Consider the following 24,288-nt stretch of genomic DNA (forward strand, 5'->3'; position numbering starts at 1 on the left):
AGAGAGGATCGAAGTTCAGTGTTGAGTGCCGACAGCCGCCGTCATCGTCAGTGCCGTCTGGAGCGCCAGGCGCAGACTGCCGAGATCGGCGTGGTCGGTTCCGGCCAGTTCCAGCGCCGTGCCGTGATCGACCGAGGTGCGGATGATCGGCAGTCCAAGCGTCACATTGACCGCCTGACCGAACCCGAGATGCTTGAGCACCGGCAGCCCCTGGTCGTGATACATGGCCAGCACCGCATCGGCTGTTTTCAGACGCGGCGGCACGAACAGGGTATCGGCGGGCAACGGACCGACCAGATTCCAGCCGCGTGCGCGCCGTTCATCGAGCACGGGCGTGATGACGTCAATCTCCTCGCGCCCCATGTGTCCGCCCTCACCGGCGTGCGGATTGAGTCCGCACACCAGGATACGCGGCTGCTTCAGCCCGAAGCGCTCGACGAGATCCCGATGCAGGATGTCGACCACGCACCCGAGCGATTCGCGCGTGATGGCCGCGCTGACCGCCGCCAGCGGCAGATGCGTGGTCGCCAGCGCCACGCGCAGACCGGGCGTGGCCAGCATCATCACCGGCTCGGCCCCGCAACGCTCGGCCAGAAACTCGGTGTGTCCGGTGAAGTGGATACCGGCCTCGTTGATGACGCCCTTGTGTACCGGTCCCGTGACCAACGCATCGAATGTGTGATCGAGACAGCCGTCACAGGCGCGTCTCAGGGTCTCCAGCACATAGCCGGCGTTGGCCGGATCGAGCCGACCGGGTGTCGCCGCCCGTTCGAGCGCCACCGGCCAGACTTTGAGCTGACCGGGTCGGTTCGGAGTCGGCGCCTGAGCCTGAGCCGGATCGAAGGGCGTGATTGTCAGCGCCAGACCGAGCCGAGCCGCACGCTCGGCCAGCAGGTCCGGGTCGGCGATGGCCACACGTTCGGCTGAACAGCCTTCGGCCGCCGCCAGACGCGCGATCAGGTCGGGGCCGATGCCGGCCGGTTCACCCGGCGTCAGGGCCAGGCGCGGCACGCGCGATGCATTTGGACGTGTCATGGCGTCTGAACTCAGGCGTCCTGGTCGAGCCGGATCTCGACATAGGCCTCGTCGCGCAACTGGCGCAACCATTCCTCCGTCGCTTCCTCGGCCTTGCGCCGTTGCAGCGCCTCGCGCGCCTTCAGACGCAGGATGTCCTCGTTGGCACTCTGCCGTCGTCGTTCCTCGACCTGGAGGATGTGCCAGCCGAAGGGACTCTTGAAGGGCTCGCTGGTCGCCCCGACCGCCAGGGCGTTCATCTGCTCCTCGAACTCAGGCACCGTGTTGCCCGGATCGACCCAGCCCAGTTCGCCGCCCTTGAGTGCCGAGCCGGTATCGTCCGAGTTCGCCCGCGCCAGGGTTGCGAAGTCCTCACCGCCGATGATGCGCTCGCGCAGTTGCAGCAACCGCTGGCGCGCGTCGGCGTCCGAGACGATCTCGTTGGTACGGATCAGGATGTGACGCGCCCGCGTCTGGGTGACATCCTCGGGCGTAGCGGCCTTGATCTCGCGCATCCGGATGATGTGGAAACCGCTCGGGCTGCGCAACGGCTCGCTGATCTCGCCCTCGGCCAGGGTATAGGCCAGATCCGACACCAGACTCGGCACCGCGCCCATCTCGAACCAGCCCAGATCACCACCCTCCAGGGCGTTGCGTCCATCCGACTCGCGCGCCGCCACCTCGGCGAAGTCGGCCCCGCCGCGCAGACGCTCCACCAGTCGCTTGGCCTTGTCCTCGGCGCGTTTGACCTGCTCCGGGGTCGGGTTGTCGGGCAGGGCGATCAGGATGTGCTGCAAACGCACCTGCTCGCGCTCGATCAGCCGGCCGGCCTCGCGCGCGAGGAAACGGTCGACCTCGGGTTCGCTCACCTGGATCTTGCGCACCACTTCCTGATTCTGCAGCCGGCTGCTCAGGATCTGTGAGCGCGTGTCCTCACGGAAGTCCTCGAAGCGGATGCCGCCGGCCTCCAGCGTCGCTTTGAGCTCGTCGAGCGACAGACCGTTGCGGCCGGCGATACCCTGGAGCGCCTCTTCCAGCGTGGCCTCGTCGACCTTGAGGCCGAGCTCCTTGGCCCGCTGTTGCTGCAAGTGCTTGAGGATGAGCCGGTCGAGCACCTGCTTGCGCAACTGCTCAGGGGGCGGCACCGCCGTCCCGCGCTGGTTGAGCTGCGGGATCACCAGCGCGATCTCGCGTTCCAGCTCGCTCTGCACCACCACGTCGTCGTTGACCACCGCGACGATGGCGTCCAATGCCTGGGCCGAGACCGGCGCCGGCCCCATTCCGAGTGCCAGCGCGAGTCCCAGCGTAAGTCCCGGCAGCGTCCCACGCGGGGACAGGCGCGGCGTCATCCACGCCGGTGCGCCTCTATTCGGACTGATAGCCATAGATTCCTCGTTGCAGAACCTTATCGATCGAATTGCCGAAGGAGCCGAGACCGGCCAGCTCCAGTTGCAGCATGATACTGGTGCTCGCCGGCTGGTCGGCGTCGCGCTTGAGACGCTGACCCAGCACCCGCAGACGCCAGCAGCACTGGCCGAACTCCAGCCCGGCGAAGGCTTCCACCGTCTCGTCGTTGAGCAGTGAATAGAGCCAGCGTCCGACCACCCGCACCCGTGGGCCGATGGGCATCTGGAACGCGAGGTCCGTGTCCTCGTATTCCTCCGACGCCTGGCTGCCCAGATTGTAGCGGTAGGCGAGATTGATCAGGCGCTCGCTGTCGGGGGCATAGCGGAGCTGGAGGATCTGCTTCTCCCAGGCCTGCCCGTCGTCGTCATGCGGATTCCATTGCAGCCCCACCTGCGCCGTCCAGTCGCGATGCAGGCGCGCCGCCAGTTCGCCGGCCAGCGACGAACTGGTGTCGTCGCGTGGCGCCGAGGAATCGAGTTGGACGCGGCGCTCATCGAAGTAGTAGATCTGGCCCAGACTGGCACGCAGGAGCTCGTCGCCATCGCGGTTGGCGATGGTGCGCGAGGTCAGCCCCAGGGTGAGACGGTTCTCGTCGCTGATGCGGTCGTAGCCGGTGAAGCGGTTGGGGCGAAACAGACTCGCGAAGCTGAAATCGAGCGCCGTGGTGTCGAACCGCGGATTGTCGGATTGATCCTCGTGGGCGGTGAGGACGTAATAGAGCCGGGGCTCGAGCGTTTGCAGCGTCTCGTGCCCGAACCAGTCGGCCTCGCGCTCGAAGATCAGCTTGCCGTCGAGATCCACACTCGGGATCAGGTGGCTCGGTTGACTGTCGGCGCCCTCCACCTGATCGATGAGATCGTACTGGGTGTAATAGAGCCGCGCGCGCGGAATGAGATGACCGAAGCCGCGCCGCAGCGGCCAGCGCAACGAGGGAATGGCGACCAGCCGGCTGCCATGGACGGCCGAATCGTGGTCGAAATAGTCGTACTGCGCCTCGAAGTCGTATTCCAGTCCGCCGATCAGTGCGTCGGGCGAGAGGTTCAGCTCGAGGTGCGGGAGCTGTCCATAGGGCCGGTTGGCCGGCGCGATGCCGGTGTCGACCGTCTGGAACTGCTGCACGCGCCCCAGTGCCCACCAGCCGTCGCCCCTGTACCAGACATCCGCACGCTGACTGAGGTTGCGCACGCTCGTCACATCGAGCCTGTTGCCGAAATCGATCAGATAGCGGTCGTCGGAGACCGAGGCATAGTCGATCGCCGTCGACCAGCGTGTGCCGAACCAGGCGGACTGGTTGACGCGCAAGGCGCCACGCGCGCCCTCGTCTTCGTTCTTCCAATCGCTCGGCAGGAGCTCGCCGTCGAGTTCGATGCGCTGCCAGGGCGAGAGATGGCGGAACTCGGCCCCGAGCATCAGCCCGCGCGAGCTCATCAGACGCGGCGTCAGGGTCGCGTCCATGTTGGGCGCGATGTTCCAGTAATAGGGGAGGCTGAGATCGAATCCGGTCTCCTCGGAGGTGCCGATGGTCGGGATCAGAAAGCCGCTGCGCCGGCGTCCATCGATCGGGAAGGCCAGATAGGGCGTGTAGAGCAGGGGCACGTCCCAGAGACGCAGGTGCGCGTGGCGTGCCACACCCAGACCCGTACTCTGATCCAGATCCAGATCGCGCGCGCGCAGTGTCCAGGCCGAGTTACCGGGCGGGCAGGTGGTATAGAGGACGTCGCGATAGCGGCTGCGTTTGGCGTCGAACAGCCAGGCCTCATCCGCGGCGCCGCGCAGATTGGCCCGTCCGTGCATCCGGTAGCCGGCCTGCTCCAGGTGTCCGCGCTTGGTCTCCAGATTGTAGTCGGCGCGCTCGCCGATCACGCGCAGTTCCGGATAATCCAGCTCGACGCCACCGCCGGCGCTGATGTCTCCGGTGCGCCGGTCGTAGCGCGAACGCTCGGCGCGCAAGCGGCGCGATTCCTGGACGATATCGACCTCGCCCTGCAACTGGATCAGATCGCGCTCGCGGTCGTAGTCGACCAGATCGGCCGTGATCTCGATCGGCAGGCGTTGCGCCTCAGGCGGTGGGGACGCCGGCGCGATCTTCGTGACGCCGTGCGCGGGTCCGCAGTACTCCCAGCCGAGATCCAGATGCAGACGGCGGTCATCGGCGCGTTGTTCGACGGGGATGGCGGCCGGCGGTGCCACAGGTGTCTCGTCCGGCGGAGCGAGGGTGAGACCCTGGGCATCCTGCCGCTCCAGGGTCGCGAGCGCCGCGTCACGCTCGGCCGGACGACTGGGCGTCAGGGGCGATTCGGCCCTGGGCGCGCGCTCCGGCGTGGTGGGCGTGAAGCCGGTCTGGGGCGCGGCGTCCGGAGCCGTGTTCGACGACGCGCTCGCTGGGTTGGATAGACTCGGATCCGGGCTGGATTCGGTCGCCCCGCCTGGAGCCGAGACAGCCGCGAGCACCAGCAGCGCGACCGCGCATGCGCTCTGTTTGAAATCGGCCTGGGTCGGCATGGGTCGGGGAGATGTGATCGAATGAGTGGACGCTGGAGGCTTGGACCTGTAACCATGTCACATCCGGGGCGCGCCATCAATCGCCGATGACGGCATCGAGGTTCGCGGACCCCGGTTCGACGATTTTTTGACCGTTTGGAGTGAATGGGTGTGTCGGATCGAACTGCCGTCTTGCGTTCCTGGTTGATCGAGGTCTTGGGCTCGGAGTCGCTGGAGTTGACCCCGGCGTCCTCGGATGCGAGTTTTCGCCGTTACTGGCGTGTCCGGCGCGCCGGCGAGACCTGGATCGCCATGGACGCCCCGCCCGAGTTCGAGGACTGCGGGCGCTATGCCGATCTGGCACGGCGCTTTCGCGCCTGCGGACTCAATACCCCTGAGATCCATGCCGAGTTTCGTGAGCAGGGATTCCTGCTGATCTCCGATCTCGGCGACCGCGTCTATCTGGGCGAGCTGAACGCGCAGAGCGCCGACCGGCTCTATGGAGACGCGCTCGACGCCCTGGAGACGCTCCAGACGCGCGCACCGGTCGAGGGTCTGCCACAGTACGACACGGCGCTTCTGAAGCGCGAACTGGGCCTGTTTCGCGAGTGGCTGTTGCAGGGACTCCTGGAACTGCCGCTCGACGCGCGCGACCATGAGCGGCTCGATCGCGTCGAGTCCATTCTGATCGCCAGTGCCCTGGAACAGCCGCGTGTCTGCGTCCATCGTGATTATCACTCGCGCAATCTGATGCTGACCGAGGTGGGCAGTCCGGGCGTGCTCGATTTCCAGGACGCCGTGGTCGGTCCCATCACCTATGACCTGGTCTCGCTGCTGCGCGACTGCTATATCGCCTGGCCCGAAGCGCGGGTCCGGGACTGGGCGTTCGGTTACTTCGAGCGTGCCGGCGTCTCGGGTCTGCTCGACGCGGTCGAACCCGAGCGTTTCGAACGCTGGTTCGACCTCATGGGGATGCAGCGTCACCTCAAGGCCTGCGGTATCTTCGCCCGTCTGAGTCTGCGCGACGGCAAGCACGGCTATCTGGCCGACATCCCTCGCACCCTGGGCTATGTGCTCGACGTGGCGGGCCGCTATCCCGAGTTGCGCGAGTTCGGCGACCGGCTCGGCAGTCCGGTCTCGACCGCACTGGAGTCGCGTCTGGCGGTGGCGGACTGATGGGGTGCCGTCGAGCGCGACGGCGAGCATCAGGGTTTCCTGGCCGGTTCCCCATCCTCGGACGGCAGGTCGAAGAGATCGGCGAGTCCCTCTAGCTCATCGCGGGCGCGCGCTTCCTCGATCTCCTCCGGACTCAGCGGGCGTTCGGACACCTCATCCGGCTTGGCGGGTGCCGACTCCTGCTCGCCGACGGCCTCTTTCGCCAGTGCCTCCAGCATGGCATCGATTTCACTCGGATCGAGCGCGTCGTCGAGCGATTCCTCGGGCTCGATCTCATCCGGCGGCTGAGGCTTGGGCGACTCCTCGGGTTCACTGGCCGCGGCCGGCTGGATATCGAAATCGGCCGCGTCCATGTCGGGTGCGTCGAAGTCGATGTCTTCGCTCGTCGTCTCGTCCTGTGCCGGGGGCGTGGTCTGGGGCGCGCGTTCCGGCTCCGGTGTCGAGTCGGCGGCCTGCTGCTCGGCCTTCTTGAAGGCCGCCATGTACTCCTCCATGAGCTGTTCGAGCGTCTTCTTGGTGTTTTCGAGTTCAACCGAGAGCCGGGCCTTCTCGCTCTCCAGGCTCTTGACCTCGCTGGCGTTGATCATGCCGACCGGCGTGATCTCGGCCCAGGGCTTGATCACCTTGGCCAGTTCCGCCGGGATCTCCTTGAGCTTGGCTCCGTCGCGATTGAGATAGAGATTCAACATCATGTTGTAGAAGGCCCGCTCACGCTCCAGGTACTCGTCCACCTTCGCGGCCAGTTCCTCGCCCTCCAGGCGATAGGTGCTCTCGAACAAATTCGTGAGTGCATCGCGGTGCGAGACTTCGTTGGCCTCCAGGTGTTCCATGACGGCGTCGGCATGGACCACGTCGTCGTGCTCCTGATGGCGCTGTCGCCTGAGCATGAAGAAGAGGATGATCCAGGCGAGCAGGGCGAACTCGCCGGCGAGGATCAAGGCAGCCAGATGCAGTGTGCTCATGCGCGCGTCCTCTTGGCCGATCCTCCCTTCTTCGCCGGCGTCTTCCCGGCGGCCTTGCCGGACGACCGGGCGCGCGTCATGAGCCACCAGGTCAGGGCCAGCAGGGCGCCGAGCAGCACATTGCCGCCGAGCACATAGACCAGGAGCCAGGCCCAGGAGATGGGGTCTCCGGAGGTCGGCTCGGCGGCGGTCTGTGGCGGGGCCTCGAAATCGAAGTTCAGGACACCGGGCTCGGGCTGGATCTCGATGGACTCACCGGTCAGGGTGCGCCCCATGAAATGGCTGGTGATCCGATATTCACCGGGCTGCTGGACCGGAATCTTGACGGTCAGCGGGAAGCGTTTGCCCTTGGGGATCTCGACGACCTCGGTCCAACCATCCGGGCCACGGGCGAGCAGATAGCCGGACAGGCTCATCGGATCGACCAGGTCGGGTTCGGCGCTGAGTCGCAGCAGCATGGCCGCCGGCGGGTCGGTCTCGGTCGGTTGCTGGCGATCATAGGCGATGCCCAGGGGCGCGCCCTTGACCTTCAGGTGCCGGGTGAGCTGGCGCTGGAAGGTGCCGCCGTCGATGACGAAATCCAGACGATAGACGCCCGGCGCGAACCTCTGTGTTTGCAGCAGGGTCGCGAAACGGGCCGTGGCCGCATCGAACGTCATGGGCTGTTCGCCTGTCGCGGCCGGTGGAGTCTGTCCCTCCTCGGCGGCGGGCGGGGCCATGCCCTCCTCGACGGCCGGGGGCGCGGGTGCGGCTTCTGGGGCCGGCATCGGCATGGGCGTTTCGGCGTCGGAGGTGACGACGACCCTGGAGGCGAGCACCTCCAGCAGCTCGGTCCGCTGGACGGGCTGACCGTGATCGGTGAGCCAGCTCTCGAGTCTGGGTGCCTCCCCGACGCCGACCGCGTTCGGCACCGGCGCGGCCTCGATGCCCAGATCGGTCACGATCACGACCCGGTTGTCCGGGTCTTCGACCCCGCGAATACGCCATTGACCCGGCTTGGGGTTGGCCAGCGTGACCAAGTCATAGCCGACCTCGGCGCGCCACTTCACGCCGGGTGCGAGCTGATCGGCCCGGATGCGTTCGCCGTCGGGCGCCGTCAACTGGGTCTGGCCGCCCTCGGGGCGAAAGGCCAGCACTGTGAACTCGCGCACCTGATCGTCGATCTCGAACCTGTTGCCCTGGAGCGGAACCGTCGTCGGCGGTGCGCTCTGTTCGAGCACGCGCAGAAAGAGCCGCTGGAGCGTTGCGGCGTCCTGTGCGATCTCCAGCCAGCCATCGGTCTGGGTCGCGAGCAGACGCATGAGCGGCTCGTCGATCTCATTGGAGAGACCGATGGCATGGACCTTGACGCCCATGGACTTGAGCGCCTCGATCTGCTCGGAGAGGATGCGCTCGCGCGAGGCGGCACTGTCCGCCGGATCTTTGGAGACATCGACGAGTCCGTCGGTGAAGAGGATCAGGTGACGCTCGCCCTCGGCCGGGGCCTGGCTCCAGTCCTCGGTCGCGGTGCGGATGGCGCGCTCGATGTCGGTGAAGAGTCCGCGCGAGTGGATGCGGGCGAGACGCCCGGCGAGCCGCTTCTTCCAGGCCTCGTCGACCGGACCCGGCGCTACCAGTACCTCAGTCTGTTCGGCGAACAGCCACACACCCGAGACGGTCCCGGTCGGGATGAGTTCGTTGACCAGTTGCAGCGCCGGCGCGCGCAGATTCCGGGGATCGTTCCGGCGCATGCTCCCCGAGACGTCGATGAGCAGTCGGACGTCGGACGGCGCGGCCGGCAACGCCTGGGCGGCGATCAACCACAGCAGGATGAACGATAGGAGAAGCCGCGCGCGCCTCAGGGAAGCCACAACTCGAAACAGCCTCCGGTCAGTTGATGGGCATTGACCAGACGGACGCGGCCCTGGGTGTCGCCGTTGCGGTGCAGTTGTGCGATGCGCGTGGCGAAATAGAGTCCGAGCTGAGTGCGACCCGGATTGCTCGCTTCGGCGAATTCGCCGGGCTGGTACTCCAGCAGACCGATCAGCGCCGGCGGAAAGCCGCCGCCGTCGTCCTCGACGCGGATCACCAGGAAGCCGTCTTCCTGCGCCGCACTGAGTTCGATGCGCGAGCGGGCATAGCGTCTGGCATTGCCGATGGTGCTGTCGAGCACGCTGCGCACCAGCTCCAGATCGAAATACCCTTCGAGATCCGGTTCGCAGTGATAGTCCAATTCCAAGTGGAGCGCCCGGCATACCGAGTGATTCTCGGCGACGACTTCCTCCAGGAAATCATCGAGGTTGTTGGCCGTCACGCGCATGGAGAGCTGTTCGTGACCGAGCTTGTAGAGCGTCAGCAACTGGATGAGGTTGCTGTTGGCGCGGCGTGCCTCGTGTTGCAGCAGGCTGGCCTGACGGGGGTTGGCGATGTGATTGTCCGGATTGGCGATCAGATCCTCGAGATTGGTCAGGATCAGGCCGAGCGAGTTTTTGATGTCGTGGATCGACGAGGCGAGGATGTCGGAGAAATCCATGCTGTCCATCGGCTCAACCCTTGGTGGTGAGTTTGCGCAGTCGCGCGATGACATCGCCCAGTCGCCAGTCATCGGGCGCCAGCGTCTGGACGCGGTCGATATAGTGGCGCACGCGCTGTAGATCGTCGTTGGTGACGCCCCGGCGTTCCATATACATGATGATGGCCTTGGCCGCATTGAGACTGATGGTCTTGTTGCCCGGCACCTCGTCGGCCGCCTGACACAAGAGACGGATGGCGGCCTCGAATTCGCCCCGCTTGATCAGTCGCACGCCTTCGTTGTTGGTCTTGACCAGATCGCGCTGGACTTCGCGGATCGCCGTCTCGGCATCATATTGTAGTCCGGATTCCCGGCATAGATGCACGACCTGAGTCAGGATCTCGTCATCGTCGTGATTGTTGGCGATGGTCTGGCGCAGCATGGCGGCGGCCTTGTCGGCGCGTCCGAGTCCGGCATAGGTCTTGGCCATCTCCAGGGCATGTTCGGAGGAGTGCGCGATCTCATTGAGCCGGGCGAGCACCTCTTCGGCCTCGGCAAGCGCGGCGGCGGCGCCGGCCGCGTCGCCCTGGCGGGTTTTGATGAGTGCGCTGGTAGTGGCGGCATAGAAGGCCGCTTCCTGCTGATCGGGAAAGACCTTGTGGATCTGGTTGGCGACCTTGAGCGCCTCGTCGTGCTTGGCGTTGGCCGATTTACTCTTGGCCAGACCGGCGAAGAGCACCGGATGATTGAGCACCGAGTGTTTCGCCAGTCCGACGGCCCGCTCATAGGCGGTCTCGGCGACCTCGGGATGACCGTTGTTCAGGGCGATGTCGCCGAGTGCATGCTGGCGCCGAATGCTGCGCGGCGAGAGTCGCACGGCGGTGCGCAGTGTCTCCTCGGCCTCGGTGAAACGACGCTGCGCCTTCTGCGCCTTCGCCAGCCAGTCGTAGGCGCCGATGAAGTTGGAGTCCTGCTCGATCAGTTGTCTGAAGGTTTCCTGTGCCTGATCGAACTGCTTCCGCATGAACTGGATCTTGCCGATCCCGAGCCGCGCCCAGGGCATCTCGCGGATGGCCAGCACCTGTTCCAGGGTCGTCATGGCCTCGTCGAGCCGGTTGGCGTCGATGCAGATCTCGCTCTTGAGCTTGAGCAGTTCGCCGAGGTTGCGCGGTTTGTCGGTGATCAGGGTGTCGAGCGCGCGGATCGCCGCCGAGACGTCCTTGGCCATCAGCGCCTGATTGACCACCGTCAGATGCGCCTTGCGCTCGAAGAGCTTGGCCAGACGGGTCTGAAGCAGATCCTTGGTGAACGGCTTGGAGAGATAGCTGTCGGGGGCGTATTCGACCGCGCCCATCACCATTTCACGGGTGTTCTCGGCCGTGATCATGATGAAGATGCAGTCGACGCCGATGAGCTGACGATGGCGGGCCTCTTCGAGCACCTGCTGGCCGTCCTTGCCGGGGCCGAGGTTGTAGTCGCAGAGGATGACGTCGAAATGCCTGTTCTGCATCTTGGCGATGGCTTCACTGCCGTTGCGGGCCTGATCGATGCGCGTGACCCCGAGCGAGGCCAGAATGCCCTTGATCGCTGCGCGCATGTCGGCGAAATCATCGATCACCAGAAAGGTTTTGGCTGTAAAGGCATCCGCCATCGCACTGTGCTCCGACTACTGCACTCAGGATTGTTCGCGCTTGATGGCGCGATGTCCGATGTCGCGCCGACAGAAGGCGCCCGTCCAATGGATTCGGTCGACGGCCTGATAGGCCAGCCGCTGGGCCTCGGCCACGGTGTCACCGAGCGCGGTGACGCAGAGTACGCGACCGCCGTTGGTCAGAATGTCGTCGCCCACGCGCCGGGTGCCGGCCTGGAAGACCTTGGCTTCGCTGGAGGGTACCGCATCCAGACCGCTGATGACATGACCCTTGTCATAGTCGTCCGGATAGCCGCCGGCGGCCATGACCACGCCGAGTGCGGGGCGCGCGTCCCAGTCGGCCGTGACCTGATCGAGCCGTCCGTCGAGCGCGGCCAGACAGAGTTCGACCAGATCGGATTGCAGACGCATCAACAGTGGCTGGGTCTCGGGATCGCCGAGGCGGCAGTTGAACTCCAGCACCTTGGGCGTACCATCGGCGCCGATCATGAGGCCGGCATAGAGGAAGCCCAGATAGGGCAGGCCCTCGGCGGCCAGACCGGCGACCGTCGGTTCCATCACCTCGCGCATGATGCGGTCGTGGATCTCGGGGGTGACGATGGGGGCGGGCGAGTAGGCGCCCATGCCGCCGGTGTTCGGGCCGCGGTCGCCGTCGTCGCGCGCCTTGTGGTCCTGGGACGAGGCCAGCGGCAGGATGTGCCGGCCGTCGACCATGGCGATGAAGCTGGCTTCCTCGCCGGTGAGGAATTCCTCGATCACGACGCGCGCTCCGGCGCTGCCGAAGCGTCCGCCGCCGAGCATGTCGTGCACGGCCGCCTCGGCCGTGGTCAGGTCATCGGCCAGGATCACGCCCTTGCCGGCGGCCAGCCCGTCGGCCTTGACCACCACGGGTGCACCGACCTGACGCAGGTAGGCAAGTGCCGGCTCCGGCTCGGTGAAGACACCATAGGCCGCCGTCGGGATGCCGTGGCGGTGCAAGAAGTCCTTGGCGAACGCCTTGGAGCCTTCCAGTTGGGCCGAGGCCTGATCCGGTCCGAAGCAGGGCAGGCCGGCCTCGGTGAAGGCATCGACCAGACCCAGCACCAGCGGCGCCTCGGGGCCGACGATGGTCAGCCCGATCGACTCGCGGCGCGCGAACTCGACCAGTCCGGCGATGTCGTCGGCGGCGATGGCGACGTTCTCCACGCCGGGTTCGGTCGCCGTGCCGCCATTGCCGGGGGCCACGAACACCTGCTCGGCCTGGGGGGATTGGGCGGCTTTCCAGGCCAGGGCGTGCTCGCGCCCGCCGCTGCCCACGATCAAGATCTTCATCGGTATTTCAAATCTCTGTTTTTGGTTTCAGATCGTATCCACATCAACCGAACGACACGATACCGCGCCGGCTGGCGCGAATGAAGGCGACGATCTGCGCAGTCTCCGGGCCGGGATACTCGTTCTCGGCACGCTGGAGCGCCTCGTCCGAGCGCAGGCCGGAACGCAGGATCAGACGATAGACGGCCTTGATGCGCGTGCGCTGCTCCTGACTGAAGCCGCTGCGTCGCAGTCCGACCACATTGAGTCCGATCAGGCGCGCGCGATGACCGTCGGCGAGCATGTAGGGAGGCACGTCCTGGGGTACGCCGGTCACGCCCGCGATCATGACATAGGAACCGATGCGGCAGAACTGATGTACGGCAACCTGTCCCGAGAGAAAACAGTGGTCGGCGATCTCGACATGCCCGGCCAGGGTCGCTGTGTTGGCGAAGACATTGTGATCGCCGACGATGCAATCGTGTCCGGCGTGGCTGAAGGCCATCCAGTAATTGTGGTTGCCGATGCGGGTGCCGTCCTCGGTCTTGATCCCGCCGCTGATGTTGACGCATTCCTTGAAATGGTTGTGATCGCCGATGACCAGCGGTCGGGCCTTCTCGGGCGTGAAGCTCAGATCCTGCGGTTCGGAACCCAGGGTCGCGCCATGACAGACGCGGTTGTACGCGCCCATCCGGGTGACGCCGAAGATGCGCACATTGCTTTCGATCCGGCAACCCTCGCCGATGACGGCCCCGGATTCGATGATCGAATAGGGGCCGACCGTCACGCTGGGGTGCAGTTGAGCGCCGTCCTCGACGATGGCTGTTGGGTGGATACGCATGTTTGAAAGCCTCCAGCGGTCAGCTTCCAGCGACCAGCTTACAGTCGAGGCGCAATGACTGGAGGCTGATCGCTGGAGGCCGGTCGCTGAATCAATGCCTGAAGTGACGCATGCCGGTGAAGACCATGGCCATGCCGTGCTCGTTGGCGGCGGCAATGACCTCGGCGTCGCGCATCGAGCCGCCGGGCTGGATGACGGCCTTGATGCCGGCCGCCGCCGCTTGATCGATGCCGTCGCGGAAGGGGAAGAAGGCATCCGAGGCCATCACCGAGCCGGCGACGGTGAGGCCCGCGTGCTCGGCCTTGATGGCGGCGATGCGTGCGGAATTCACCCGGCTCATCTGACCGGCGCCGACGCCGATGGTCATGCGCTCGCGCCCGTAGACGATGGCGTTGGACTTGACGAACTTGGCCACGCGCCAGGTGAAGAGCAGGTCGGCCAGTTCGGCTTCGGTCGGGGCGCGCTCGGTGACGGTACGGATCCGGTCGGTCAGACGCAGATCGGCGTCCTGCACCAGCAGACCGCCGTTGACGCGCTTGAAGTCGAGCCGGTCGCCCGGTTCGCGGGACCAGTCGCCGCATTCGAGCAGGCGCACGTTCGGCTTGGCGGCGACGGCGGCGCGGGCGGCGTCGGATACGCGCGGGGCGATGATGACCTCGACGAACTGACGCTCGACGATGGCGTGCGCGGTCTCGGCGTCGAGTTCGCGGTTGAAGGCGATGATGCCGCCGAAGGCCGATTCGGGATCGGTCTGATAGGCGCGATCATAGGCTTCCAGCAGGGTCGCACCGAAGGCCACGCCGCAGGGGTTGGCGTGCTTGACGATGACGCAGGCCGGCGCTTCGTCGAACTGCTTGACGCATTCGAGCGCGGCATCGGTGTCGGCGATGTTGTTGTAGGACAGCTCCTTGCCCTGGATCTGGGTCGCGGTCGAGATGCCGGCCTCTGCGACCTGATGCTCGACATAGAAGGCCGCGTTCTGATGCGGATTCTCGCCATAGCGCATCGACTGCCGGCGCTTGAATTGCAGCGTCAGGGTGCGCGGGAAGCCGGCGCCGGCCTCGGACTCCGCGCGCGCCGACAGATAGTTGGCGATGGCGCCGTCATAGCGCGCGGTGTGCTCGAACACCTTGGCCGCCAGATCGAAGCGGGTCGCCTCGCTGACCCCGCCGGTGGACTGGATCTCCTCGGCCACGCGCTCGTAGTCGGCGGCGTCCACCACCACGGTGACGCTGGCGTGGTTCTTGGCCGCCGCGCGCAGCAGGGTCGGGCCGCCGATGTCGATGTTCTCGATCGCCGTCTCCAGATCACAGTCGGGATTGGCCACCGTCTGCTCGAAGGGATAGAGGTTGACCACCACCAGATCGATCGGCGGGATGCCGTGTTCGGTCATGATCGCGTCGTCGAGGCCGCGACGGCCGAGGATGCCGCCGTGGATGCGCGGATGCAGGGTCTTGACGCGCCCATCCATCATCTCGGGGAAGCCGGTGTGGTCCGAGACCTCGACCACGGTCAGGCCGTTGTCGGCCAGCAGGCGGGCGGTGCCGCCGGTGGAGAGGATCTCGACGCCGCGCGCGGCGAGCACGCGGGCGAAGTCGAGCAGACCGGTCTTGTCGGAGACACTGATCAGGGCGCGTTGAATGGGTTGCATCGGATGGTCCAAAGTCTGGATGGGCGTATGGATTCGCACAGTGTTCGGGATCGAGGTGTCGACGGCTTGGGCGCGATTGTGCAACATCCGCGTCTTCGATCCCACGGATTTCAGGACAGACCTCAGCGGTCGATGCCGTGGGCCTTGAGCCGTTTGCGCAGCGTATTGCGCGTCAGGCCGAGGAGGCGTGCCGCCTGACTGAGGTTGCCCTGGGTGTGGTGCAGCACCAGCTCGAACAGGGGACGCTCGACCTCCTGCATGACCAGATCATAGAGATTCTCGATCTCGTGCCCGGCCATGTTGGTGAGATAGGCCTCGACGGCGGCGCGCACGCACTGGCTCAGTGGCGCGGCGTGCCGGTGATCGTCGGGGGCGAGTCCAGTCGCTGGCGGTGGCGGTTCGGATGTGGTGGGCGCGGCCTCACTCGTCATGGTCGGGCGTAATCGTCCTGGTCTCGATCGAGGAAAGCGAGTGCAAGCCGGAGTTGCTCGCTCGCTGACTCGGTTGTGTTGATGGTGTCCCGGAAGCTCGCCGCGCCGGGCAGATGCCGGCAGTACCAGGCGATGTGCTTGCGCGCGATCCGCACCCCGGCGTAATCGCCATGGAAAGCATAGAGCGATTCGAGATGTTCTCTCAGGATGTCTTTGATCCAGTGGCGTGGCGCGTTCGGCGATTCAGACGGATGCGCAGGCTCGGAGGCCAGCCCAGCGGCGATGTCGCCGAAGATCCAGGGGCGTCCCTGGGCCGCGCGACCGATCATGATAGCATCCGCGCCCGTGTAGTCCAGAACGCGGCGGGCGTCTTGCGCCGAGGCGATGTCGCCGTTGGCGATGAGCGGGATGTCCACTGAGGCGCGGATGGCGCGGATGGTGTCGTACTCGGCCGGGGTGCCGTAGGTGCAGGCGCGCGTGCGTCCGTGCACGGTCAGGGCGGCGATGCCCGACTCGCGCGCGATCCGGGCGATGCGCACGGCGTTGCGTTCCTCGGGGGACCAGCCGGTGCGGATCTTGAGCGTCACCGGCGCCTCGACGGCGGCGACCACGGCCTCCAGGATGCGCGCCACGCGCGTCTCGTCGCGCAGCAGGGCCGAGCCGGCGGCGACCTTGCACACCTTCTTGGCCGGACAGCCCATGTTGATGTCGACGATGTGCGCGCCCAGCTCGACGTTGAGCCGTGCGGCCTCGGCCATTTCGGCGGGATCGGAGCCGACGATCTGCGCCGAGATCGGTCCCGGCTCGTCGCGATAGTCGAGCCGGTGCAGCGACTTGCGGCTGCCCCAGAGCGCGGTGTTGGCGGCGACCATTTCGGCCACGGCCAGTCCGGCGCCGAGTCGCCGGCACAGGGTGCGGAACGGGCGGTCGGTGATCCCGGCCATGGGGGCCAGGATCAGGTTGTTGGCGAGCCGATGGGGGCCGATCCGGAAGGGGCGGATCAAAGCGGGCAAGGATGTTTCTCTCTCGTGGACGTGGCCGCACGCATCGACGTATCAGAATTTGAACAACGGCGGTTCTTTTCAAGGTTACACGGATTTAACCCGTTCTTCAGCCTCGGGTAAGGCGGCGTGTCCGATACTCTCTCCATCGGCGGAAGCAACCGCCGCCGACAGATGCAACCTGTCAATCGTCCTGAGGAGTGTAGCGTCGTCAACTACCCCGCCCTGAAGGGCGGAGCTTGTGAAAGCAAGCTGGGTTGACCAGCCTCAGCCCGCCTGACCGGGACGGTCGAAAGGGGCTCCGTGTGCAACAGGTCGTCAAGACTCACCGGCGGATGCTTCCTCAGTCCGCCGCTCTGAAAGGTCGAGATCATGCAGGCGAAAGGTAAAGCGTCGAAGGTCTTGATCGCCGCGCCGGCGGGAGCCGGTTGCACACATTGGCGAGGGGAGCGACCACGCCGCGAGGCGTCGTCCGTCACCAGGCCCTTACGGGCAGAGCCGCACGGCCCGGCAGGTGGAAAGCCTGCATCTGTTTCCGGCGGCTGCACTGTCGCAGCCGCTATCCCTCCCCGTCCCGAAGGACGGGGTTTCTCGCGGAGGAACTTATGAACCGTATCTATCCGATCACCGCCGTCACGATCCTCGCTTGTCATTCGTGGCCATCGGTCGCAACCACGCCGCTGATCTCCGTCCGGCCGCCGCCAATACCGACACGACCATCACGCAGATCGTGACGGGCGGCCCGAGTCCCAAACAGGAGATGGAACTCTCGAAGCTGGGCTTGATGGCCGTCGAGCATTCCCAGTTGGCACGACTGGCGATCAACGATGGCTATGTCGACAACGCCAAGAAGCTGCTGGCCGAAAGCCATAAATTGCTCGACCAGGCCGAGAAGCAAGACCGACCGATCACCGTGACGACCAAGGTCCGGGAAGGTCAGCAGGTGAAGCACGAACGTGAGCGCGAGAAGATGGATCTGATCCCGATCGCTTCGGAGTTGCAGGTCATCGAGGCATTCGACGCTCAGCCGACTCAAGGCGCGACGGACGAGCCGAAGTCCACGGCGGCCGCTGATCAGCCCGTCGCGGCTCAGGCCAAGGCCACCGGAGATGAGATGGCCAAGCCTCAGTCCATGGTCGAACGCGCCAAGGTACGCGATGCGGCCATCGCTCAAGCCAAGGAGCATCTGCAACGTGGCGACCGACAGGCGGCGGCTCAGTCGCTGAAGCTCGCCGATCTGACGTTGATCGCGCATGAGATCAGTCTGCCATTGGCCGAGACCAGCGCCGAGGTCGATCAGGCGATCAAGCTGCTCGATGCGTGCAAGCCCTATGAGGCCAATCTCGAACTCAAGAAGGTGCGTGACGGTCTGGTAGTCACCACGGCCGTGGTTGGCGGACTCACTGATCCCGCCGTGCCAACCACCGACTCGGCCTCCTAACAGCCAGCCTCGAAGTCTTGAGCAGACTCAAGTGCAACGCCAAGCGTAACCGGCCGGGCTTGGAGCGGAGCGTAAAGCCCGGTCCGAGTTGACGCTTTTGTGTACGCCCGGCATGGGCATGAACTGATGGGGTGAGAGTCCCCTGTAGGAGTACCTGTAGTGACCTTTGGGTCTGATGTAACTACTAGCCGACGGCCAGGGCAGCCCCGCGAGGGTCTGTCTGGAGGAAGCCCGAGCGCAAAGGTGCGAGCCGACGAACAGAAATCGCATAGAAGGCTCAGTCCCTGGGTGAGTCAGCACATGGTGACGAAACCCATCAGGTGCAGGGGATAGGGTAAATGCGGCGGTTTGGATGGGCTACTTCGGCATCTCGGATTATTACCGGCCAATCCCCGAGCTGGATCATTGGCGGCGGCGGCGTGTCCGCATGTGCTACTGGAAACAGTGGCGCGGGGTGCGCAATCGTATTCGCCACCTGCCGGCCCTGGGCACACGGGCACGGACCGCGATCTGGACGGGCATGAGTTCCAAGAGCTATTGGCATCTGTCTCGCTTCTTGTGAACCGCCTAGTGCGGACCCGCATGCTAGGTGGTGTGGGGAGGGCGGGCTAAACACCCGCCCTTACCCGATTGTTAGACGCCAACTCTCGGTGCTGGAAGCTACGACGACTTGTCAAAGTGGTCCTCACGGTACTTGGAAAAGTAGTAGAGCACCGCCCTCTCGGCGATGTCGGCCATGACGTCGACCATCTCGCCGACTGACCATGGGTTCGGCCGAAAGTAGAAGCTGCCTCGGTTGAACTTGCCGCCTTCTTCGTTGTGCAGGTATGTCTTGTTCAACTCCCCGAACATCGCCATCGTGGACACGCGATCAAGAATCGAGGAGTCTGCTTCGAAGTCGCAGCCGTATCCGAAGCAAACGAAAGGGAAGATGGCCTCGCGCATGAGCGCTGCGCGGAGGCCGATGAGATTCTTCCCGAGTCGCTCGATGGCGTTCCCTCTTGCCTGCTTGGGAAGCCCCTCCTCAGCACGGAGGTCGTTCGTCCCCTGATTCTTGACCTCCGCGATGAGCACCGGATACATCAACTTGTCCCCGGGCTTCCCTCGGATGTGGAGAATACCCCCGTCTGGCCGGATGGAGCTGCTGTCGAAGTGATAGTGAAAAGTCGTGTCCGGATACGTGTGCCGAAGCTCAGCAACGATGTCCTTCAGGTACCACTGCTTCTCATGCGCCAAGGAGATCTTCGTCGCGAACTTCCCATTGAGACAAGCCTCGACTTGGCGCAGCGCTTTGATGATGTCCGATTCCTGCTTCTTCGAGGTAACGTTGATCACCGTGCCCGCACGTTGCTCTCGTAGCTGATGCTTTCGGGCCATCGTTACCTACCTCCGCTCGACCAGGAAGAGCTGCTCGGTCACGTGAATCGGCCTGTTGTTGAAGTTTCGACTACCACGGAAGGCATTGTACGGCACCTCGAAGGTGTCTACGGAGCCGAGTGTGTCGAGCATCGAGCGCATCTGCACGGGAGAGATGAAGCCTTCGTTGTTAAATGAGATCAAGAGAAAGCGTGCATCGAGTGACTTCAGTAGCTGGTGAAGCAACGGCAAGGAGCGTGCACGGACGTTATAGCCCGAGCGACGCCAGTCAGCAGGTATGCCGGATACGCGGCTCACGTGATGTGGGCGCTCATAGTGGACAAGGAGGTTGAGCATGAAGTAGTTCGAGCCGTACGGATGCTGGTTGTAGGGCGGGTCGATGTAGGCCAGGTCAAGGTCTCGCAGCTTTGGCGCGAGTGCATTGGCATCCTCTTGGTGGACCTGATACTCGCATTCGAAGTTGCTCAGGACAGGACTCTCAAGTTTGATCTCACCAAGGATGCGGAGCAGGGCATCAGAGCCGCTACCCCCGAATTGGCCAACTCCGGAGTCCCTGTTCTTGTAGAATCCCTTGAAGACACCGGCAGTGTTCGCGTGGACAGACGCTTTGCTGAGCAGTGGGCCCAGTAGCAGATCCCGGAACTCGGCGGGTGCGGTGTCGATGAGACGCCGGTAGTTATCGAGTCGCCGAGCGTTAGCCTTCGTGTAGAAGACCCGGTCTTCGCGAGTGATGCCGGCTTCGTCTCGCGGTGCGTAGAGGTCCTCAATGAAGCCCGGCGGCATTGGCTCAGTCGCGACCCGCGCGTTGAAGTCGGAGACGATCTCTGAGAGTAGGCCAAGATCTACGGTGCTTCGGTTACGCAGGTAACATCGGGCTGTGACCGCCGCGTAGTCCTCGAAATCGTTGCTGATTAGAAGGGAGGCATGTGCTTTCAGGAAGCGGGACACGACCCCGGACCCGCTGAACGCATCAAGGACTTGGAGGCGGTGCCTGCCGAGGCGACGTTTGACCTGCTCTACAGCGCGACCGATGTGGCCAAGAAGGGCGCGCTTGTTTCCGATGTATGTGAGTAGCTGCCGGGACAGGTAGTCGGAGTCCTCAGCCGGGAAATCGTCCGCCCAGAGTCCAAGTTGGTGCCCCTCCCGTACCGCAATGGGCTCCTGCTCACGCTCGATCACTTCGTCCTCCATGTTTCGCATGTTGGCGTCTAACCAGTGATTGGATGGTTTCGGGCTAACTTACCACACGAAACGCAACATGTAGCAACCAGCCGTGATCTGCGAACTCACCGCGCAGCGGCGAGTATCGGTTCGATCAAATAGACCGACTTAAAACGCTCAGGATGCGCCAAGACCTTGATCGTCTGATGCCGCTGTCGACGATTGTGCAGTGTGGCATAGAGGCTCGGGTCGGCAGGTACGGCGAGCCGTTTGCGTTCGACGAGACCCCGGAGACGATACTCGACCTTGCAGAACACCGCACCTCGCCCGCCGCGACGCAGCGACTCGATCGCCGCATCGACCAACACACCCTCAGTGAGCAACACGCGGGCGAATCGCCGCCGCCACCAGACATAGACGCCAAACGAGGGCAGGAACACCAGCGTGATCGCCCCAGCGGGGAGAAGGATCGCATTGGGATCGATGGGTGTCGTTCGCATCCCCACCAGCCGATTCAGGGACGGATCGCGGGCCATGTACTCGACCGTGGCGAGATCACCGGGCCGAAGCTCAGTGTGGTCCGCGAAGCTCATGGATTGCAGATCGGTGGTGCCGGCGACCGCCTTGAACCGATAGCGCGTCTCGAAATAGCGGCCGTTGTTGCGATCGCGCTTCTCCTCGACGGACGTGACCGTGGCCAGGGTCGTGTTCACCGGCCCCTGATCGATGATCCGATCGGCCTCGGCGGCACTGAGTACCATGTAGCTCAACAGCGCCAACATGATCAGCATGAGCGGCAGCAGGAGCGCGATCGCCACGCGGGCCGCAGGCGGAAACAGACCGTTCCAGATCGGGGCCAGACAGACCGCCTCGAAAGGGCGCGGCGGCGGCCGCTCCAGATAGGCCGCCAGTCGCCCGCCGCTGTCGCTGAAGGATTCGGACAGGGCCGGAAAATCGATCTGCTCCGGATCGATGTATTCGAGCACCCGGCTGAGCTGGAATGCCGCCACACCCAGCGCGACGACGAGCAACACGACCAGGAGCGTCGCCGCCATCTCCACCGGACTCCCCCAGCCGCCGCCGAGCCTATCGCGCTCGGCCGCCAGCAGAGCCAGCCAGACAACGGCCGGCATCAAGGCCGCCACGGCCAGAATCAATCCGAGGATGTAGCGTTGTTTGTCGCCGGGCTTGGGCGCCTGTTCAGCCATCGCCGTCTCTCCTTGGAGTGCGCCTCAACCTGGGGCCGGATTCGCGATCATCGGCGTCCCGAGATCAAGGCCCAATCGTCGCGGATACGCGGCGCCGCCAGCCTGACGCGCTCGACATAGGCGGCACTGACCGACTCGACCTGCTCGGTGAGCACGCCCGAGAGCACCAGATCGCCGCCCGGAACCAGCATCGCACTCAGACGCGGCGCCAGCGCGATCAGCGGGCCGGCGAGGATGTTGGCCAGCACGATATCGACGCTCGGATCGGTGAACGACTCGGGCGCGAAGATCTCCAGCCGATCCAGTACGCCATTGGCCTGCGCATTGTCGTGCGTGGCCGTGAGCGCCTGCGGATCGTGATCGACCGCGATGGCGCGCGCGGCGCCGAGCTTGAGCGCGGCGATGGCCAGAATCCCCGAGCCGCAGCCGAAGTCGAGCACGGTCTTGCCGGCCGGATCCGCGCCGTCGAGCCATTCCAGACAGAGCGCCGTGGTCGCATGATGCCCGGTGCCGAAGGCCAGCCCCGGATCGAGCGCCACGACCACGCCCTCGGGGTCGCCGGGCGGCTGGCCGTGCGGACAGACCCACAGCCGCCGCCCGAAGCGGGTCGGCTTGAACGTATCGAGCCAGACGCGCTCCCAGACCTGATCCTCGATGCGATGGAGGCGCGGGCGCTCGCCGAGACGCGCGGTCAGATCCAGCGCCAGTCGCTCGACCAGGGCCGCGCTCTCCGGATCGCTCTCGAACAGCGCCGTGAGCGTCACCACCGACCACAGCGGTGTCTCGCCGGGACCGGGTTCGAGCTGCGGCTCGTCGCCCGCGTCGCCGAGCGTGACCGAGAGTGCTCCGGCCAGTTCCAGATAGTGTTCAAGGGCGTCCGCCTGATCGCGCGGAACATCGAAGGCAAGTTGTAGCCAGGGCATGAGTCGAACCGGGGTTGGGGGCGGCGGTGAAGGGGCGCAATTGTAGCCTGTTCGGCCATCGGTGTTCAGTGCCGCGTCGATCGCCCGGCCGATGCCATGCCATCGACAGGCATCGCAACCGTCAACGAAACACCGCGAAGACTTCGGTATATTAACAAGTTGCGATCGACCAAGGCGCTCGGGATAATGCGCGCATTTTTGCCGCCCAGGGGGTGGCGAACCACAACAGGGGCGAATCGTTGAGCATGAAGATTGGAATCCCGTTGGAGACACGCCCTGGTGAGACGCGCGTAGCGTCGACGCCGGAGGTCGTGAAGAAGCTCGTCGGCCAGGGCTTCGAGGTCGTGGTCGAGAGCAGCGCCGGGGTGCGTGCCGGCTATCCGGATGCCGACTACGAGGCGGCCGGCGCCCGCCTGAGCGACCGTGCCGGCGCCTATGACGTCGACCTGCTGCTCAGGGTCCGCCGTCCGGACGAAGCCGATGTCGAGGCCATGCGTGCGGGCGGACTCTACATCGGTCTGCTCGAATCCTGCGGCGAGGATGCGATCCTCCCGAGCCTGCTGGCGAAGGGGATGCGCGTCCTGGCGCTGGAGCGGATGCCCCGCACCTCGCGCGCCCAGTCGATGGACGTGCTGTCCTCGCAGAGCAACATCGCCGGCTATCGCGCCGTGATTGAGGCCGCCGCGCGCTATGGGCGCTTCCTGCCGATGATGATGACCTCGGCCGGTTCGGCCAAGCCGGCGCGGGTGGTGGTGCTGGGCGCGGGCGTGGCCGGACTCCAGGCCATCGCCACCGCGCGTCGCCTGGGCGCGGATGTCTACGCCTATGACGTGCGCCCCGAGACGCGCGAGCAGATCCTCTCGCTCGGCGCCAAGCCGATCGATCTCGATCTCGGCGAGAGCGGCGCGGGGGAGGGCGGCTATGCCAAGGAACTCTCCGACGAGGCCAAGGCGCGCCAGCAGGCCGCGCTCGCCGACGAGCTGGCCAAGGCGCATGTCATCGTCACCACCGCGCTCATCCCCTGCCGCCGCGCGCCCGTGCTGGTGACGGAGGATGTCGTCCAGCGCATGCGTCACGGCTCGGTCATCGTCGATCTGGCGGCGGCCAGCGGCGGCAACTGTCCGCTCACCGTCGCCGATGAGATCGTCGAGCGTCATGGCGTCACCCTGGTCGGTCTGACCAACTTCCCGGCCCTGGTCCCGGCGGACGCGAGCGCCTTCTATGCGCGCAACCTGTTCAATCTGATCGAGATCATGTTCGAGCGCGGTGAGTCCGGTCCCCAACTCAAGGATCTGAGCGCCGACGACATCACGGCGGCCATGCTGGTCCAGGCGGCGGTGTCCTGAGCCAGTACGGCTTGCGTATGAACCCCCTCTCCCCAAACCCTCTCCCGCGAGGGGAGAGGGGCCAACAGCATCCCGGCAGGTCGCGCGCCTCTCGCTCTCCCGATGCGCGCCCTGCCTCATACAGGAGTCACACACATGCCCGAGGCACTCGATCCCTCGTTGATCGCCCTCTATGTCTTCGTCCTGGCCTGCTTCATCGGCTACTGGGTGATCTGGGGCGTCACGCCCTCGCTGCACACGCCGCTGGTGGCGCTCACCAACGCCATCTCCGGCATCGTCCTGGTCGGCGCGCTACTGGTCGCGGGTGATCCGCAGGCCGGTCTGATGGTCCAGTTCATCGGCTTCATCGCCGTGCTGCCGGCCTCGATCAACGTCTTCGGCGGCTTTCTGGTCACGCACCGGATGCTGTCGATGTTCAAGAAGAAAAAGAAGTAAG

21 protein-coding genes are annotated in these 24,288 nt (G+C 65.2%); 5 read left to right on the forward strand and 16 right to left on the reverse strand.

Annotated elements, in window-relative coordinates; all coding sequences use genetic code 11:
• Positions 1 to 15: 15 nt before the first annotated feature.
• The 3 genes from pdxA to lptD are packed head-to-tail and all read right to left on the reverse strand — an operon-like array spanning position 16 to position 4,923.
• Positions 16 to 1,035 carry a 4-hydroxythreonine-4-phosphate dehydrogenase PdxA gene (gene pdxA / locus Atep_RS02660; RefSeq protein ID WP_213380159.1) on the reverse strand — a complete coding sequence of 340 codons (1,020 nt, stop codon included), beginning with the start codon at positions 1,033 to 1,035 and terminating at the stop codon, positions 16 to 18.
• Positions 1,036 to 1,046: 11 nt separating this feature from the next.
• Positions 1,047 to 2,399, reverse strand: coding sequence for a peptidylprolyl isomerase (locus Atep_RS02665; protein ID WP_213380160.1), 1,353 nt, complete (start codon positions 2,397 to 2,399; stop codon positions 1,047 to 1,049).
• Positions 2,380 to 4,923 carry an LPS assembly protein LptD gene (lptD, locus tag Atep_RS02670; RefSeq protein ID WP_213380161.1) on the reverse strand — a complete coding sequence of 848 codons (2,544 nt, stop codon included), beginning with the start codon at positions 4,921 to 4,923 and terminating at the stop codon, positions 2,380 to 2,382. The genes Atep_RS02665 and lptD overlap by 20 nt, the downstream gene beginning before the upstream one ends.
• A 144-nt stretch (positions 4,924 to 5,067) precedes the next feature.
• Here lptD and Atep_RS02675 point away from each other — a divergent pair, with 144 nt between their 5' ends.
• On the forward strand, positions 5,068 to 6,078 hold the full coding sequence (locus Atep_RS02675; protein ID WP_236786391.1) for an aminoglycoside phosphotransferase family protein: 1,011 nt from the start codon (positions 5,068 to 5,070) through the stop codon (positions 6,076 to 6,078).
• A gap of 29 nt (positions 6,079 to 6,107) precedes the next feature.
• Here the strand turns inward: Atep_RS02675 and Atep_RS02680 are convergent, their stop codons facing one another.
• The 9 genes from Atep_RS02680 to dusB form a co-directional block, all read right to left on the reverse strand.
• Positions 6,108 to 7,040 (reverse strand): PspC-like choline-binding domain-containing protein, encoded by a 933-nt coding sequence (locus Atep_RS02680; protein ID WP_213380163.1) that lies wholly within the window; start codon positions 7,038 to 7,040, stop codon positions 6,108 to 6,110.
• Positions 7,037 to 8,890 (reverse strand): vWA domain-containing protein, encoded by a 1,854-nt coding sequence (locus Atep_RS02685; protein ID WP_213380164.1) that lies wholly within the window; start codon positions 8,888 to 8,890, stop codon positions 7,037 to 7,039. Before Atep_RS02685 ends, Atep_RS02680 begins: the two co-directional genes overlap by 4 nt.
• On the reverse strand, positions 8,878 to 9,552 hold the full coding sequence (locus Atep_RS02690; RefSeq protein WP_236786393.1) for a sensor histidine kinase: 675 nt from the start codon (positions 9,550 to 9,552) through the stop codon (positions 8,878 to 8,880). Before Atep_RS02690 ends, Atep_RS02685 begins: the two co-directional genes overlap by 13 nt.
• Before the next feature lie 13 nt (positions 9,553 to 9,565).
• Positions 9,566 to 11,182, reverse strand: a complete 1,617-nt coding sequence (locus tag Atep_RS02695) for a tetratricopeptide repeat-containing response regulator (RefSeq protein WP_213380166.1) — start codon at positions 11,180 to 11,182, stop codon at positions 9,566 to 9,568.
• Positions 11,183 to 11,206: 24 nt separating this feature from the next.
• On the reverse strand, positions 11,207 to 12,493 hold the full coding sequence (gene purD, locus Atep_RS02700; RefSeq protein WP_213380167.1) for a phosphoribosylamine--glycine ligase: 1,287 nt from the start codon (positions 12,491 to 12,493) through the stop codon (positions 11,207 to 11,209).
• A 43-nt stretch (positions 12,494 to 12,536) separates the two neighbouring features.
• On the reverse strand, positions 12,537 to 13,313 hold the full coding sequence (gene lpxA / locus Atep_RS02705) for an acyl-ACP--UDP-N-acetylglucosamine O-acyltransferase (RefSeq protein ID WP_213380168.1): 777 nt from the start codon (positions 13,311 to 13,313) through the stop codon (positions 12,537 to 12,539).
• A gap of 91 nt (positions 13,314 to 13,404) precedes the next feature.
• Entirely contained in the window at positions 13,405 to 14,964 is a 1,560-nt protein-coding gene (purH, locus tag Atep_RS02710; protein WP_213380169.1) for a bifunctional phosphoribosylaminoimidazolecarboxamide formyltransferase/IMP cyclohydrolase, read from the reverse strand.
• A 122-nt stretch (positions 14,965 to 15,086) separates the two neighbouring features.
• The gene (locus Atep_RS02715) at positions 15,087 to 15,395 is read right to left on the reverse strand and encodes a helix-turn-helix domain-containing protein (RefSeq protein WP_213380170.1); all 309 of its coding nucleotides are present in this window, start codon (positions 15,393 to 15,395) and stop codon (positions 15,087 to 15,089) included.
• Positions 15,392 to 16,408 (reverse strand): tRNA dihydrouridine synthase DusB, encoded by a 1,017-nt coding sequence (dusB, locus tag Atep_RS02720; protein ID WP_236786395.1) that lies wholly within the window; start codon positions 16,406 to 16,408, stop codon positions 15,392 to 15,394. The genes Atep_RS02715 and dusB overlap by 4 nt, the downstream gene beginning before the upstream one ends.
• A 643-nt stretch (positions 16,409 to 17,051) precedes the next feature.
• Between dusB and Atep_RS02725 the strand changes: the two genes are divergently transcribed.
• Together Atep_RS02725 and Atep_RS02730 are read left to right on the forward strand one after the other, a co-directional pair.
• On the forward strand, positions 17,052 to 17,837 hold the full coding sequence (locus Atep_RS02725; RefSeq protein ID WP_236786637.1) for a YfdX family protein: 786 nt from the start codon (positions 17,052 to 17,054) through the stop codon (positions 17,835 to 17,837).
• A gap of 352 nt (positions 17,838 to 18,189) precedes the next feature.
• Positions 18,190 to 18,399, forward strand: coding sequence for a group II intron maturase-specific domain-containing protein (locus Atep_RS02730; protein ID WP_236786397.1), 210 nt, complete (start codon positions 18,190 to 18,192; stop codon positions 18,397 to 18,399).
• A 98-nt stretch (positions 18,400 to 18,497) separates the two neighbouring features.
• Here the strand turns inward: Atep_RS02730 and Atep_RS02735 are convergent, their stop codons facing one another.
• The 4 genes from Atep_RS02735 to prmA all read right to left on the reverse strand — a co-directional run bounded on the left by Atep_RS02735 (position 18,498) and on the right by prmA (position 22,506).
• Entirely contained in the window at positions 18,498 to 19,172 is a 675-nt protein-coding gene (locus Atep_RS02735; protein WP_213380172.1) for an EcoRI family type II restriction endonuclease, read from the reverse strand.
• Between the two features lie 48 nt (positions 19,173 to 19,220).
• A complete protein-coding gene (locus Atep_RS02740) occupies positions 19,221 to 20,405 on the reverse strand; it encodes a DNA adenine methylase (protein ID WP_213380173.1) in 1,185 nt (394 codons plus the stop codon).
• 95 nt (positions 20,406 to 20,500) lie between these two features.
• A complete protein-coding gene (locus Atep_RS02745) occupies positions 20,501 to 21,583 on the reverse strand; it encodes a DUF3592 domain-containing protein (RefSeq protein ID WP_213380174.1) in 1,083 nt (360 codons plus the stop codon).
• Positions 21,584 to 21,630: 47 nt separating this feature from the next.
• A complete protein-coding gene (gene prmA, locus Atep_RS02750; RefSeq protein WP_213380175.1) occupies positions 21,631 to 22,506 on the reverse strand; it encodes a 50S ribosomal protein L11 methyltransferase in 876 nt (291 codons plus the stop codon).
• A 245-nt stretch (positions 22,507 to 22,751) separates the two neighbouring features.
• Here prmA and Atep_RS02755 point away from each other — a divergent pair, with 245 nt between their 5' ends.
• Together Atep_RS02755 and Atep_RS02760 are read left to right on the forward strand one after the other, a co-directional pair.
• Entirely contained in the window at positions 22,752 to 23,852 is a 1,101-nt protein-coding gene (locus Atep_RS02755; RefSeq protein ID WP_213380176.1) for a Re/Si-specific NAD(P)(+) transhydrogenase subunit alpha, read from the forward strand.
• 135 nt (positions 23,853 to 23,987) lie between these two features.
• A complete protein-coding gene (locus Atep_RS02760) occupies positions 23,988 to 24,287 on the forward strand; it encodes a proton-translocating transhydrogenase family protein (protein ID WP_213380177.1) in 300 nt (99 codons plus the stop codon).
• Position 24,288 lies beyond the last annotated feature (1 nt).

It is taken from the genome of Allochromatium tepidum, from assembly GCF_018409545.1.
Taxonomy (GTDB): Bacteria; Pseudomonadota; Gammaproteobacteria; order Chromatiales; family Chromatiaceae; genus Thermochromatium; species Thermochromatium tepidum_A.